A 13,480-nucleotide genomic window follows, 5' to 3' on the forward strand; every position below is an offset into this window, starting at 1 on the left:
GGCCGCTGCTGCAGCAGCCTGCTGCACGCCGGCCCAGACGCCAGCCGCCGAGCCGGAACCCGCCGCGTGCTGCACGCCGCGCGGCAAGCCGCTGGGCATCCCGGTGAAGTCCTCGACCTCCTGCTGCTGAAGGTGGCGACCATGAGCGACAAGGTCCGCAACGTCCTCTTCATCTGCACCGGCAACTCCGCGCGCTCGATCATGGCCGAGGGCCTGATGAACCACCTGGGCCGCGGCCGCTTCAAGGCGTACTCGGCCGGCAGCCATCCCGCCGGCGAGATCCGGCCGCTGGCCCTGCAGACGCTGCGCCAGTGGCACATCCCCACGGACGGCTTCAGCAGCAAGTCCTGGGACGAGTTCGCCGTGCCCGGAGCGCCGCAGATGGACTTCGTCTTCACGGTCTGCGACAAGGCTGCCGGCGAGCTGTGCCCTCTATGGCCGGGCCAGCCGATGACGGCGCACTGGGGCGTGGCCGACCCCGCCGCTGTCGAAGGCACGCCCGAGCAGCGGCAGCGCGCCTACATGGATGCCGCGCTGGTGCTCAAGCGCCGCATTGAGCTGATGCTGGCCCTGCCGCTGCAGACGCTGGCGGGCATGTCGCTGCAACGCGAGATCGAGCGCATCGGCAAGACCGGCGCCGCCTGATCCTCCAGCCCGCCGGGATCCTTGGCGGGGCATCTCCCTTGACTGACTCCACGCACCCGGGAAGCGCCGGGCCTGCAGCCATGACCATTCACGTCCTGATCCTCTGTACCCACAACTCCGCGCGCAGCGTGCTCAGCGAAGGGATGCTCAACCACCTCGCGGCTAGGCTGGGCCGTGACGTGCGCGCCCACAGCGCGGGCAGCGCACCCAGCGGGCGCATCAACCCGTTCGCCCTGGAGGCGCTGCACAACGCCGGCGTGGAAACCGGCGGCTACCGCAGCAAGAGCTGGGACGAGTTCTCGGCCGACGGCGCGCCGCCCCTGTCCATCGTCATCACGGTGTGCGACAGCGCCGCGGCGGAGTCCTGCCCGGTGTTCTTCGGCGGCAACGGGCAGCCGGTGAAGGTGCACTGGGGCTACCCTGACCCGTCCAACGCCGAGGGCGGCGACGAGGGGAAACGTCGCGCCTTCGAGCTCACGCGCCAGGCCATCGGCTACCGCATGCTGCAGCTGCTCGCGCTGCCGCTGGGGACCATGGACCGTGCCGCGCTGCAGGTGGCGCTTGCCGAGATCGGCCGCAGCTGAAAGCGCGCGAGGCATATCCATGAACACCACGCTGACCGCCCGCGCCGCCGCTCCGGCGCCCATGAGCGTCTTCGAGCGCTACCTGACCGTCTGGGTCTTCCTGTGCATCGTTGCCGGCATCGCGCTGGGCCAGATGCTGCCCGGCCCGGTCCAGGCCATCGGCCGCATGGAAGTGGCCCGGGTGAACCTGCCGGTGGGGCTGCTGATCTGGGTGATGATCATCCCGATGCTGCTGAAGGTGGACTTCGGCGCACTCCACCAGGTGCGCGGCCACTGGAGGGGCATCGGCGTGACGCTGTTCGTCAACTGGGCCGTCAAGCCGTTCTCGATGGCGTTGCTGGGCTGGATCTTCGTGCGCCAGGTCTTCGCGCCGTACCTGCCCGCGGACCAGCTCGACAGCTACGTGGCAGGCCTCATCCTGCTGGCCGCCGCACCCTGCACGGCCATGGTGTTCGTGTGGAGCCGGCTCACCAACGGGCACGCGCTGTTCACGCTGTCGCAGGTCGCCCTCAACGACACCATCATGGTGTTCGCCTTCGCGCCCATCGTGGCGCTGCTGCTGGGCCTCTCGGCCATCACGGTGCCCTGGGACACGCTCATCACGTCGGTGGTGCTCTACATCGTGATCCCGGTGATCGCAGCGCAGCTCTGGCGCCGGGCGCTGCTCAGGAAGGGCCAGGCCGCCTTCGACGCGACGCTGGCGAAGATCGGCCCTTGGTCCATCACGGCGCTGCTGGCCACGCTCGTGCTGCTGTTCGCCTTCCAGGGCGAGGCGATCCTCAAGCAGCCGCTGGTCATCGCGATGCTCGCGGTGCCGATCCTGATCCAGGTCTTCTTCAACTCGGCGCTGGCCTACTGGCTCAACCGGAAGCTCGGCGAGTCGCACAGCGTGGCCTGCCCGTCGGCGCTGATCGGGGCGAGCAACTTCTTCGAGCTGGCCGTGGCCGCGGCGATCAGCCTCTTTGGCTTCGAGTCCGGCGCGGCGCTGGCCACCGTGGTGGGCGTGCTCATCGAGGTGCCGGTGATGCTGCTGGTGGTGCGCATCGTCAACCAGAGCAAGGGCTGGTACGAGGCCGGCGCATGCAAAGCCTGAGCTGCTTCAAGGCGCTGCGTGCGTCTGGCGCTCACGATGGAGAGGCACTGGACGCCGGAGCAGGCACGGGCAGTGTTCGAGGTGTTGGACATGCTGCGCGACCAGCTCTGGGCTGCCTACGGAGCTGAGATCCAGCGGGCGGTGCGGGAAGGCCGCGTAACGCAGCAGCCCTGCGTGTCCCCCGACCTGCACGAGCCGTTCTGAGGGCCGTTGCGTCTTCTTGCGGCGCGGCGCCCCCAGCCAACCCCCAGGCGCCCTGTGCAATGCGCCAGCCCATTGTCAGCGCGATACCCGTCCCCCTCGGTGCTATGCCTGCGGCCAAACTGCCTTGCATGGACAGGGACGGTCGGTTGGCCATGAATGCCCGCTGCGCTTGGCTGGAGCACGAACTTCTGGCCATCGAGACAGCGCTTGGGAACCGCATGGTCGCCGCTGGTGACGCCGAGCGGCTGCAGCTGACCGCCTGCCAAGAGAGTCACCTTGCTGAACTTGGCACGGTCAACGCACGGCTCAGCGCTCTGCACGACGCCGCCGCTGCGACATAGCCGACCTTCACCAGCGCGCCGCCCTCTGAGCCGATCGCCTTCAAGGCTGCGGCCGCCCCTCACGGCCACCCATCCGCCGCGCCAAGCCAATGCGCAGCCGGCGCACAGCTGGCCGCCGAAAAACGCGTCGTCACCGCCGGAAAAGCGCGCTTCCTGACCGCCGCCAACACTGGTTGACATGGGCATCAAACACGCCCGGCACACGCTTGAGCGCCCACTCCACGCAGGCGATACAGCAGGCGCAGGTCATGTGCTTTCGATGGGCAACTCCCATGGCGTTGCAGGCGGGGTCGTTGCAGTGATGGTGGCGGTGTTCATGGTTGCTGCGGATGAGGGGTGGCAGCCAGTCGCGGCCTTGACATCATGGCAAGGTCAAGACCGCTGCGCCGAGCGGCCTGGGCAAGCTGCGGCATCGCCCGGGATGCACGCGAGCCGCGGCCAAGACACTGCGCGCGAGCGCCGCCACTGGTGCGTGTCTCTGCGGGCTGTATGCAGGTGCCGGCTCCGGGTTGATCCCCGTCAACCATGGTCAGGAGGTGGTGTCTATGCTGGTGCGCAAACACGTCTTGCTCGCACCCTCCACGCCATGCCCCTTCACCGCCGACAGCTGCGCCGCTGGACAGCCCTGGTGCTGTCGGCGTGGCTTTTCGGCATCGTGATGAGCATGGCCAACGCCTGCGCCGTGCGGCTTTCTGCCGAGGGTGCCGGCGCGATCGTGGAGCACGTGAGCGTGTCCGGGCACCACCATCATGGCGACGACCCTGATCACGACGACGGCGCGGACGCCGCCCAGGCCAACTGCCTGGACTTCTGTGATGCGGTGGCTGTGGCTGCCTCGGCCTGGCAGCCCACGCTCGATGCGGCCAGCCTGGCTTGGCTGCCCGCCGTCCTGGTTTCCCTGGTGATCCCCGCGCCGCTGGCCGTACGCGTGCGCTCGACTGCATTGCCACCCGACAGCACGGGTGCGCCTCCCATACCGATCGCGTTCCTGCGGTTGGCCTTGTAGCGCGGCCGTGTCCGCGGCAGCTCGCGCTGCCTGCGACCGCACCCGTGCCTTTTCCGCTGTGTCCTGCCATGAGCCTGTTGCCGTCGGCAACAGGTACGGCTCGACCGAGCGTTGCAGTCCCTGCAGTCCGTTCCCTACTCCATTTCACCGGGAGAAATCCATGACCCTTGTCCGCCAACTCTGCGCCGCCGCCGCCATCACCCTCGCTGCCACGGCTGCTCTTGCCCAGGCAGCGCCGTCCGACGCTGCACCCGCGCCGGCCATGTCCGCCTCGATGCCGCAGGACTGCTCCAAGATGATGTCGCGCCACGACCACGGGGCCGATCGCAACATGCCGTCGTCCAAGTCGATGGGCTGCGCCCAGGCCACGTCCGACAAGGCGTCCGCGCCGGCCAAGTCCAAGACCGCAGCGGGCAAGCACGACCACGCCAAGTTCCACAAGAACCAGTAAGGCCCGGCGCGCTGCTGGCGGTCCCGGCGTCCCGGACCCACCTGCGTGGTCCGGCGCCGTGCCCGCCAGGACTTCATGACGGGAAGCTGCCCCCCATAGGCAGCCTTCCCCAGCCCCTGGTTCCCGAGGAGTGCCTGCCATGCCCCCCGATGCGATGTTTTCTGGTCACGGACTTGCCGTGGCGAGGACCTTGCCCGCCGCCATGCCGGCCCTGGCGCGCTACTGGTCCGACGCGGCCTGGCGTGCGGTGGCAACGATGGACACGCTGCGCGAGCGAGCCGCGCGCATGCGCGAGCACGAGGCGGCGGGCATGCCGCCGCTGCTGCATTTTGACGCCGAGCAGGTGGCTGACGGCCGGGACGGCTCGCCGCCAAGCAACTACCGCCTGCTGCGCATTACCCGCTGTGGGAGTGACCACCTGGAACGCTTCGTCCGCCCTGATGCCGCACCCGTTGTCGTGGTGGAGCCGCGTGCCGGCCACGGCCCGGGCATCGGCGGCTTTCGGCGCGACTCGGAAGTCGGCATGGCTTTGGTCGAGGGCCACCCCGTCTACTTCGTCGTCTTTGATCCCGAGCCGCTCGAAGGGCAGACCATGGGCGCCGTGGTCCAGACCCTGGCCCGCTTCATCGACTTCGTAGCCCGGCGCCATCCCAGCACTGAGCCCATCGTCTACGGCAACTGCCAGGGCGGCTGGGCTGCGACGATGGCACTGTCGCACTGCAACCACCGCGCCGGATTGGCGGTGCTCAATGGCTCGCCGCTGTCGTACTGGGCCGGGGAGCCCGATGTCAACCCGATGCGGCTGTCCGGCGCCATCACCGGCGGTGCGTGGTCCGCGCACTGGCTGGCTGACCTTGGCGCCGGCCGCTTCGACGGTGCGTGGCTGGTGCAGAACTTCGAGTTGCTGCGCCCGGAAGGGCTCTGGAAGAAGTACGACGGACTGTTCGCCGATCCCGCTGCCGAGCACGACCGCTTTCTCGAATTCGAGCGCTGGTGGAACGCCTTCTACTTCCTGGGCCGCGAGGAGATCCTGGCCATCGTGCGCGAGCTCTTCATTGGCAACCGGCTGCAGAGCGGCGAAGTGGTGATCGATGGCCACTGCCACGCCAACCTCGCGCACGTGCACACGCCGCTGGTCATCTTCAGCTCCCACGGCGACAACATCACCCCGCCGCACCAGGCGCTGGGCTGGCTGCAGGCGGTCTACCCCTCGACACAGGCGCTGGTCGAGGCCGGGCAGCGCATCGTCTACCTGCTGCACCAGGACGTCGGCCACTTGGGGATCTTCGTCTCGGCCGACGTGGCGCGGCGTGAGCACCGGGCAATCCTGCACCATGCCGCAGCGATTGAGTCGCGGCCGCCCGGGCTTTACGAGATGCGGCTGACCGATGCGGCATCTGAAGGCGCGGCGCCCGGCGCCGCGTTCCTTCCACGCCGAATCGAAGACCTTCCTTTCGAGCCGCCGGGACCCGGCTTCGAACGCGTGAGCCGGCTGTCGAACGAGCTGGACGATCTCTACACGGCCTGGGTGTCGCCGCTGGTGCGGCTGTGGGTGACGCCGCAAGGCGCGCGGCTGCAGCAGCAGTGGCACCCGATGCGCACCAGGGTACGGGGCTGGTCCGAGCAGGTGCAGCCCATCCTGGCCGTGCTGCCAGCGGCCAGGCAGGCGCTCGAAGCTGCCGGAGCCCAGGACACTGCGCGGGCGTCGAATCCTTGGTTCCAGCTGGAGCGTGCGGCCAGCGCTGCCGTGGAGCACGGCATCACGGCCTGGCGGGTGCTGCGCGACCGCTGGGTGGAAGCCTCGTTCGAGCTGCTGCACGCGCCCGCGCCGCTGGGACAAGCGGCGGGACGGCTTGACATTGCTCAAGACGACTGCCGCGCGCTTGCCCACCCTGCGGCAATCAGGAACACGGATGCAGCCATCCCGGTTGAGTCCTCACCCAACTGCAGCTGACCGCGGCATCTCTTTCGGAGAAAGCTCATGGACCATTCTTCCGTCCCCTCCTACGGCCTGTGGGGCCTGGTGGTGGTGAACTCGCTGGTTTTCATCATCTTCGCTTTCAGCTTTGCCAAGCCGCAGAGCCGGCGCGACTGGCGCTCCTTCAGCGCCTTCTCAGCTTTCCTGGTGGCGCTGTTCGCCGAGATGTACGGCTACCCGCTGACCATCTACCTGCTCTCGGGATGGCTGGGCTCGCGCTTCCCCGGCGTGGACTTCCTCTCGCACGATGCCGGGCACCTGCTGGAGGTGATGTTCGGCTGGCGGGCCAATCCGCACTGGGGTCCGTTCCACGTGCTGAGCACCGTCTTCATCGGCGGCGGCTTCTGGCTGCTGTCCGCGGCGTGGCGGGTGCTGTGGGCCAACCAGCGCCGCGGCACGATGGCCTCGTCAGGGCCCTACGCGCGGGTGCGCCACCCGCAGTACGTCGCCTTCGTGCTGATCATGTTCGGCTTCCTGCTGCAGTGGCCCACGATCCTGACGCTCACCATGTTCCCCATCCTGGTGTTCATGTACGTGCGGCTGTCGCTGGCCGAGGAGCGCGAGTCCGAGCGGGCCTTTGGCAGCGAGTGGGCACGCTACGCGGCACGCACGCCGCGCTTCTTCCCGCGGCTGGGGCGACCAGGGCCTGATACGCAGCACCGCCACGGCGCGTGAAACCGCAAAGGGTGACGACCATGAAGCTGACCTTCCTGGGCGCAGCCGGCACCGTGACCGGCTCGAAGTACCTGCTCGAACACCGCGGCCACAAGCTGCTCATCGACTGCGGCCTGTTCCAGGGCTGGAAGGCGCTGCGCGAGATGAACTGGGAGCTGCTGCCTTTCGACGCCCACGACATCGACGCGGTGCTGCTCACGCACGCGCACCTGGACCACTCGGGCACGCTGCCACTGCTGGTGCGCCAGGGTTTCAGGGGCATGGTGCTGGCCACGCCGCCCACGATCGAGCTGTGCACGTTGCTGCTGCCCGACAGCGGGCGCACCCAGGAGGAGGACGCGGCCTTCGCCAACCGGCACCACACCTCGCGGCACGAGCCGGCGCAGCCGCTCTACACCGAGGACGACGCCCTGCTGGCGCTGCGCCGCTTGGCGCACCTGCCCTTCGACACGCCGGCCCAGGTCGTGCCGGGCGTGAAGGCCACTTTCCACCGCGCCGGCCACATCCTGGGCGCGGCGTCCATGGCCCTGGACGTCGAAGGCCAGACCCTGCTGTTCTCGGGCGACGTGGGGCGCCCGGACGATCTGCTCATGCGCGCGCCCGCACCCGTGACGCCGGCGCACTGGATCGTCGTGGAGTCCACCTACGGCGACCGGCTGCATCCCACCCAGGATGCCGAGGCCGCGCTGGGCGAGGTGATCTCGTACACGGCCGCGCGCGGCGGCACCGTGGTCGTGCCGGCCTTCGCGGTGGGCCGTGCCCAGACGCTGCTGTACATGCTCTACCGGCTCAAGCAGCGCGGCGCGATACCGGACCTGCCGGTGTTTCTCGACAGCCCGATGGCCATCGACATGACGGAGATCTACCACCGGCACCGCGCCGAGCACCGTCTCTCCGCGCAGGAGTGCGCCGGCATGTGCGGCGTGGCGCAGATGGTGCGCACGGCTGACGAGTCCCGCGCCGTGAGCCGCTCGCGCTTTCCGGCCGTGATCGTCTCGGCCAGCGGCATGGCCACGGGCGGACGCGTGCTGCACCACCTGCGCCAGCGGCTGCCCGACCCCCGCAACACCGTCGTGCTGGTGGGCTACCAGGCGGGCGGCACGCGCGGCGCGCGGCTGCTGGGGGCGAGCGCACGCTGCGCGTCTTCGGCCAGGACGTGCCGGTGCGCGCGGAAGTGGCGTCGCTCGAAGGCATGTCGGCCCATGCGGACGCGGCGCAGCTGGTGCAGTGGCTCGCCACGGCGCCATGGCCGCCGCAGCGCGTGTTCGTCACGCACGGCGAACCGGCGGCCGCGGACGCGCTGCGCCAGCGCATCAGCCATGAGCTGGGCTGGTCGGCCAGCGTGCCACTGCTGGGCCGCAGCGTGGATCTCGGCGCTTGAGCCCTGACCGCAAAACTGCCGCGCCAACCGCTTCCCCTGATTCTTCGCTCCACAGGAGACCCCTTCATGGACAAGTCGCAAGCCCCGCCCCCGCAGCCGGCCTTCCGTTCCTGGAGCCGCTGGATCTTTGCCGCCTTCATGGTCATCGCGCTGTTCCTGCTCTGGAGCGAGCACCGCGCTCACGTCCTGGGCTGGGTGCTGCACGCGCTGGTGGGCGCCTGCGTGCTGCTGCTGTACCTGAACACGCGCGCCTGCGAGCACGACGGCCCGGACGACGACAGGTTCCCGCCATGAGTGCAAGCACCGGGTGCGAACACCGCGCTGTCCAGGTGGGGTGACATGTGCTTTTCGGCGACCGCAAGCCTTGCAGCCGGCACCTTCCTGGCCGGTGTCGGCGTGATGACGCTGCGCAGGGTTCGGCATCGCTCGGAACTCGCCTACGCCGCCATACCGCTGCTGTTCGCGATCCAGCAACTGACCGAGGGCGTGGTGTGGCTCACCTTCGATCCGGCGCTGGAGCGGCTCAACACGGCGGCCGCGATGCTGTACTCGCTGTTCTCGCACGTGCTGTGGCCCATCTACGTCCCCGTGGCCGGCTGGCTGCTGGAGCGCACAGCCACCCGGCGCAAAGCCTTGGGTGCCGCGGTGGCGGTGGGTCTGAGCGTGGGGCTGTACCTGCTGGCCACGCTGGTGAGCGACGGCATCGTGGCACGCCCGATCGGGCGGCACATCGAGTACGACGCGCCCCACCTCTACATCCCGGCCGTGATGGCGCTGTACCTGGCCGCCACGACGCTGAGCCTGCTGCTGTCGAGCCACGGCCGGGTGCGCTTGTTCGGCGCGCTGGCATTCGCCTCCTCGGTCCTGGCCTACGTGGCCTACGCCCGCTGGTTCATCTCCGTCTGGTGTTTCTTCGCCGCCCTCCTCAGCATCGTGGTGTGCCTGCACCTGAGTCAGCACCCGAACAGGCTTGCCGGAGCGCGGCCATGACAGGGCCCGTGGAGGCCGCACCGGTACGCTGCACACAGCGCGTGCCACCCTATCGACAAAGGAGAGTGCCATGCAATGGCTCAACGACAACTGGCTCGTCGCCTTGCTGGTGCTGGGCGCCCTGGTCTTCCTGCTGCGACGCGCCGGTGTGGGTCGAGGCTTCGCCGCACCCCGCCCGCATCCCCAGGCCAGCCCGGGAGTGGACTGGTCGTCCACCGACCCGGTCAGCGGCGAGCCCGCAGCAGGCGACGGCACCTTGACGGCTCAGCACGGCGGGCGCGTCTACCACTTCGCCTCGCGCGAGACGCTGGAGCGCTTCCAGTCCGACCCCGAACGCTACCTGCGCGGCGGCGCCGGCCGCCACGGGCCCGGCACCGCGCACCGGCATGGCGGCCACGGCGGCGGCTGCTGCTGAAAGCCCCGCGCCCCAGGAACCACGACGACCCACACCAGACCTGCCCGGCAAAGGCGCAGGCCCGCTCCTTCAGACAACCAAGACCCAAGCATGGCTTCGATGGACAAGAAACAGACCTTCTCGCTCTGGTACGTGCTTCTCGCCCTGTTCCTGATCACGCTGCTGCAGGACTACCTCGGCCAGGGGCACACGCTCACGCTGAGCTACAGCGAGTTCAAGCAGGCCGTGGCCGGCGGGCAGTTGCAGGACCTCGTGATTGCCGACGGCATGGCCACGGGCACGCTCAAGACCGACGGGCTGGAGCAGGTGCTGCCCAAGGAGAAGGTGGACCGGCTCAAGGCCGCGGGCGGCGAGCACCGCTTCGCCACCGTGCTGATCGACGACCCCGGCCTGGTGCCAGCCCTGGACGCGGCCAAGGTGCGCTACGGCAGCGTGCGCGAGAGCAAGCTGTTCGCGATGCTGCTGTCCTGGGTGGCGCCGGCGCTGGTGTTCTTCGGCATCTGGTGGCTGCTCATGAAGCGCATGGGCGGCGCCGGCGGCGCGGGCGGGCTGATGTCCATCGGCAAGAGCAAGGCCAAGGTCTACATGCAACAGGAAACCGGCGTGACCTTCAAGGACGTGGCCGGCATCGACGAGGCGCGCGAGGAGCTGATGGAGGTGGTGGAGTTCCTGCAGAGCCCGGAGCGCTACAAGCGCCTGGGCGGCAAGATTCCCAAGGGCGTGCTGATCGTGGGCGCGCCCGGCACCGGCAAGACGCTGCTGGCCAAGGCGGTGGCGGGCGAGGCCCGCGTGCCGTTCCTCTCGCTCAGCGGCTCGGAGTTCGTGGAGATGTTTGTCGGCGTGGGCGCGGCACGCGTGCGCGACCTGTTCGAGCAGGCCGCGGCCAAGGCGCCGTGCATCGTCTTCATTGACGAGCTCGATGCCCTGGGCAAGGCGCGCGGGCTGGGCGGCTTCGGCGGCGGGCACGAGGAGCACGAGCAGACCCTCAACCAGCTGCTCGTGGAGATGGACGGCTTCGACGGCAACCGCGGCGTCATCATCATGGCCGCGACCAACAGGCCCGAGATCCTGGACCCGGCGCTGCTGCGCCCGGGACGCTTCGACAGGCACGTGTCCATCGACAAGCCCGACCGCAAGGGCCGGCGCCAGATCCTGGATGTGCACGTGAAGAGCGTGAAGCTCGCACCCGGCGTGGACCTGGACGCCGTCGCCGCGCGCACGCCCGGCTTTGCGGGCGCGGACCTGGCCAACCTGGTCAACGAGGCCACGCTGCGCGCGGCCAAGCTCGGCAAGGACGCCGTGGACATGGATGACTTCGAGCAGGCGCTGGACCGCATCGTGGCCGGGCTGGAGAAGCGCAACCGCGTCATGAACCCCGAAGAGCGCCGCTTCGTGGCGTACCACGAGGCCGGCCACGCGTTGGTGGCCGAGCACCGGGCCACGGCTGACCGGGTGGCCAAGATCTCCATCATCCCGCGCGGCATCGCGGCCCTGGGCTACACCCAGCAGTCACCCACCGAGGACCGCTATCTGCTGCGCAGGAGCGAGCTGCTGGACCGGCTGGACGTGCTGCTGGGCGGGCGCGTGGCGGAGGAGATCGTCTTCAACGACATCTCCACGGGCGCAGCCAACGACCTGCAGCGCGCCACCGACATGGCGCGGCACATGGTCACGCAGTACGGCATGAGCCAGACGCTGGGGCTGGCGACCTGGGAGACCGCACCGCGCTCGGCCTTCCTGGCCGTGCCGGGCGGTGGGGAGCAACGCGACTGCAGCGAGCGCACCGCCGAGGCCATCGACGCCGAGGTGCGACAGCTGCTGGACGAGGCCAAGCAGCGCGTGACGGCCACGCTGCAGACGCACCGCGAGCAACTGGAAGCGTTGGCGAAACTGCTGCTGGAGAAGGAGACGGTGGACCGGGCAATGCTGGATACCGTGCTGGCCCGCGTGGGGGCCGATCCGGTGTTTCAGGTGCCGGTCACAAGCGCGGTGACGCCGTAAACACCGCCAGCAACGCACTTCTCAAGGAAAAGCCGCTCTAGCATCAATGGCCATGCGCCGGGTGCACCAGCGCGCGTATGCCGCGCCGAAGATCCTCCCCAACCAGGGGCGGCTCTCGGGCCAGGCGTATTCGATGAAGACGCCCAGCCGGCAGCCGCGCTCCAGCGGCGCGATGTCAAAGCCCATGCGGTAGCGGCCCACGACGAGCAGCCGCGGCTCGCCCACCGTGTGCCAAGTCTTGCGCAGCGGCGGTGCGCGCTCCTCGACCCGTGAGCTCACGTCGAGATTCAGGCCGAGCACCTTGCCGTGCAGGCGGTAGACCGAGCCGATGGAGCGCCCGCCGCCAGCATCCGTGGTCAGGGCCATCGCGGCGCCGGCCATCATGGCCGAGGGCTTGCCCATGTGGGCGGACAGCCGGCGCGGGTCGTCGAGATGCTCGAAGAGCCGCTGTGCGTCGGCGTTGACCAGCACCTCGGTGCGGTGCCGCAGGCGCAGCGGCTGGGCCACGTCACACCTTGCTGCCCCGCAACCGCAGCGCATTGCCCACCACCGACACCGAGCTCAGGCTCATGGCCAGCGCGGCGATCATGGGCGACAGCAGCCAGCCGGTGAACGGGTACAGCAGCCCGGCGGCCAGCGGCACGCCCAGCGCGTTGTAGACGAAGGCGAAGCCCAGGTTCTGCTTCATGTTGGCAATCGTCGCCTGCGAGATCACGCGCGCCTGCGCAATGCCGCGCAGGTCGCCCTTGACCAGCGTGACGGCGGCGCTGTTCATCGCCACGTCGGTGCCCGTGCCCATGGCCAGGCCCACGTCGGCCTTGGCCAGCGCCGGCGCGTCGTTGATGCCGTCGCCGGCCATCGCCACCACCTTGCCCTGGCGCTGCAGGCCGTCCACCAGCGCCAGCTTGTCGGCGGGCTTCACCTCGCCGTGCACCTCGTCAATGCCCAGGCGCGCGCCTACCGCGCGGGCGGTGGTCACGCCGTCGCCCGTGGCCATGATCACGCGCAGGCCCGCTTCGCGCAGCGTCTTCAGCGCCTCGGGCGTGCTGGCCTTGACCGGGTCCGCGACGGCCAGCAGCCCGGCGAGCTGCCCGTCCACGGCCAGGTGTATGACGCTCGCACCCTCGGCACGCAGCCCTTCCGCCTGCGGCACCAGCGGCTCCACCGCCACGCCCAGCTGCTGCATCAGCGCGGTGTTGCCCAGCGCCAGCGCACGGCCGGCCACGCGCCCGCGCACGCCGATGCCGCTGCCCGACTCGAACTCCTCGGGCTTGTCCAGCGCCAGGCCCCGCTGCCGCGCGGCGGCCACGATGGCGTCGGCCAGCGGGTGCTCGCTGCCCTGGTCCAGGCTCGCGGCCAGGCGCAGCACCTCGTCGGCGTCCCAGCCCGGCGCCGGCACGGCACGCTCAAACGCCGGCTTGCCTTCGGTGAGCGTGCCCGTCTTGTCCACGATGAGCGTGTCCACGTCACGCAGCCGCTCGATGGCCGCGGCGTCGCGGAACAGCACGCCGCGCGTGGCGGCCTTGCCCGTGGCGACCATGATCGACATGGGCGTGGCCAGGCCCAGTGCACACGGGCAGGCAATGATCAGCACGGCCACCGCGTTGATGAAGCCGAACACCCAGCCCGGCTCGGGCCCGAACAGCCCCCAGGCGAAGAAGGTCAGCAGCGCAATGCCCACCACCACCATGACGAACCAACCGGCGACCTGGTCGG

The 13,480-nt window shown here is 69.7% G+C and carries 14 protein-coding genes and 1 pseudogene; 13 read left to right on the forward strand and 2 right to left on the reverse strand.

Going from position 1 to position 13,480, the window contains the following annotated elements; translation table 11 throughout:
• Positions 1 to 141 precede the first annotated feature (141 nt).
• From ALA01S_RS28225 to ftsH, 13 genes and pseudogenes are all read left to right on the forward strand, one after another.
• The gene (locus tag ALA01S_RS28225) at positions 142 to 645 is read left to right on the forward strand and encodes an arsenate reductase ArsC (RefSeq protein WP_029001675.1); all 504 of its coding nucleotides are present in this window, start codon (positions 142 to 144) and stop codon (positions 643 to 645) included.
• A gap of 80 nt (positions 646 to 725) precedes the next feature.
• Positions 726 to 1,229 carry an arsenate reductase ArsC gene (locus tag ALA01S_RS28230; RefSeq protein WP_029001676.1) on the forward strand — a complete coding sequence of 168 codons (504 nt, stop codon included), beginning with the start codon at positions 726 to 728 and terminating at the stop codon, positions 1,227 to 1,229.
• A 19-nt stretch (positions 1,230 to 1,248) separates the two neighbouring features.
• A complete protein-coding gene (gene arsB, locus ALA01S_RS28235; protein ID WP_029001677.1) occupies positions 1,249 to 2,322 on the forward strand; it encodes an ACR3 family arsenite efflux transporter in 1,074 nt (357 codons plus the stop codon).
• Positions 2,323 to 2,358: 36 nt separating this feature from the next.
• Positions 2,359 to 2,526 carry a hypothetical protein gene (locus ALA01S_RS34155; protein ID WP_169517159.1) on the forward strand — a complete coding sequence of 56 codons (168 nt, stop codon included), beginning with the start codon at positions 2,359 to 2,361 and terminating at the stop codon, positions 2,524 to 2,526.
• Between the two features lie 927 nt (positions 2,527 to 3,453).
• The gene (locus tag ALA01S_RS28250) at positions 3,454 to 3,873 is read left to right on the forward strand and encodes a hypothetical protein (RefSeq protein WP_156902150.1); all 420 of its coding nucleotides are present in this window, start codon (positions 3,454 to 3,456) and stop codon (positions 3,871 to 3,873) included.
• 160 nt (positions 3,874 to 4,033) lie between these two features.
• On the forward strand, positions 4,034 to 4,324 hold the full coding sequence (locus ALA01S_RS33645; RefSeq protein WP_156902151.1) for a hypothetical protein: 291 nt from the start codon (positions 4,034 to 4,036) through the stop codon (positions 4,322 to 4,324).
• A gap of 139 nt (positions 4,325 to 4,463) precedes the next feature.
• Positions 4,464 to 6,278, forward strand: coding sequence for a DUF3141 domain-containing protein (locus ALA01S_RS28260; protein WP_238455988.1), 1,815 nt, complete (start codon positions 4,464 to 4,466; stop codon positions 6,276 to 6,278).
• A 27-nt stretch (positions 6,279 to 6,305) separates the two neighbouring features.
• A complete protein-coding gene (locus tag ALA01S_RS28265; RefSeq protein ID WP_043461583.1) occupies positions 6,306 to 6,977 on the forward strand; it encodes a methyltransferase family protein in 672 nt (223 codons plus the stop codon).
• Between the two features lie 20 nt (positions 6,978 to 6,997).
• Positions 6,998 to 8,358: pseudogene (locus tag ALA01S_RS28270) on the forward strand (MBL fold metallo-hydrolase RNA specificity domain-containing protein).
• Between the two features lie 66 nt (positions 8,359 to 8,424).
• Positions 8,425 to 8,652 (forward strand): DUF2933 domain-containing protein, encoded by a 228-nt coding sequence (locus ALA01S_RS28275; protein ID WP_066342595.1) that lies wholly within the window; start codon positions 8,425 to 8,427, stop codon positions 8,650 to 8,652.
• A gap of 45 nt (positions 8,653 to 8,697) precedes the next feature.
• A complete protein-coding gene (locus tag ALA01S_RS28280; protein WP_066342598.1) occupies positions 8,698 to 9,348 on the forward strand; it encodes a DUF6629 family protein in 651 nt (216 codons plus the stop codon).
• A 70-nt stretch (positions 9,349 to 9,418) separates the two neighbouring features.
• Positions 9,419 to 9,763 (forward strand): YHS domain-containing protein, encoded by a 345-nt coding sequence (locus tag ALA01S_RS28285; protein WP_043461588.1) that lies wholly within the window; start codon positions 9,419 to 9,421, stop codon positions 9,761 to 9,763.
• A 99-nt stretch (positions 9,764 to 9,862) separates the two neighbouring features.
• Entirely contained in the window at positions 9,863 to 11,764 is a 1,902-nt protein-coding gene (gene ftsH, locus ALA01S_RS28290) for an ATP-dependent zinc metalloprotease FtsH (RefSeq protein ID WP_051244362.1), read from the forward strand.
• Positions 11,765 to 11,785: 21 nt separating this feature from the next.
• On the opposite strand, the gene ALA01S_RS28295 is transcribed toward ftsH, so the two are convergent.
• Positions 11,786 to 12,271, reverse strand: coding sequence for an SRPBCC family protein (locus ALA01S_RS28295; protein ID WP_238446931.1), 486 nt, complete (start codon positions 12,269 to 12,271; stop codon positions 11,786 to 11,788).
• A 1-nt stretch (position 12,272) separates the two neighbouring features.
• On the reverse strand, positions 12,273 to 13,480 hold a 1,208-nt coding region (locus tag ALA01S_RS28300), incomplete at its 5' end, for a heavy metal translocating P-type ATPase (RefSeq protein WP_157119341.1).

The sequence above is a fragment of the Azohydromonas lata NBRC 102462 genome (assembly GCF_001571085.1).
GTDB lineage: Bacteria > Pseudomonadota > Gammaproteobacteria > Burkholderiales > Burkholderiaceae_C > Azohydromonas > Azohydromonas lata.

Coding starts and splice junctions, on each gene's coding strand:
- ALA01S_RS28225 (WP_029001675.1), top strand. CDS start 142: ATGAGCGACAAGGTCCGCAACGTCCTCTTCATCTGCACCGGCAACTCC.
- ALA01S_RS28230 (WP_029001676.1), top strand. CDS start 726: ATGACCATTCACGTCCTGATCCTCTGTACCCACAACTCCGCGCGCAGC.
- arsB (WP_029001677.1), top strand. CDS start 1,249: ATGAACACCACGCTGACCGCCCGCGCCGCCGCTCCGGCGCCCATGAGC.
- ALA01S_RS34155 (WP_169517159.1), top strand. CDS start 2,359: ATGGAGAGGCACTGGACGCCGGAGCAGGCACGGGCAGTGTTCGAGGTG.
- ALA01S_RS28250 (WP_156902150.1), top strand. CDS start 3,454: ATGCCCCTTCACCGCCGACAGCTGCGCCGCTGGACAGCCCTGGTGCTG.
- ALA01S_RS33645 (WP_156902151.1), top strand. CDS start 4,034: ATGACCCTTGTCCGCCAACTCTGCGCCGCCGCCGCCATCACCCTCGCT.
- ALA01S_RS28260 (WP_238455988.1), top strand. CDS start 4,464: ATGCCCCCCGATGCGATGTTTTCTGGTCACGGACTTGCCGTGGCGAGG.
- ALA01S_RS28265 (WP_043461583.1), top strand. CDS start 6,306: ATGGACCATTCTTCCGTCCCCTCCTACGGCCTGTGGGGCCTGGTGGTG.
- ALA01S_RS28275 (WP_066342595.1), top strand. CDS start 8,425: ATGGACAAGTCGCAAGCCCCGCCCCCGCAGCCGGCCTTCCGTTCCTGG.
- ALA01S_RS28280 (WP_066342598.1), top strand. CDS start 8,698: ATGTGCTTTTCGGCGACCGCAAGCCTTGCAGCCGGCACCTTCCTGGCC.
- ALA01S_RS28285 (WP_043461588.1), top strand. CDS start 9,419: ATGCAATGGCTCAACGACAACTGGCTCGTCGCCTTGCTGGTGCTGGGC.
- ftsH (WP_051244362.1), top strand. CDS start 9,863: ATGGACAAGAAACAGACCTTCTCGCTCTGGTACGTGCTTCTCGCCCTG.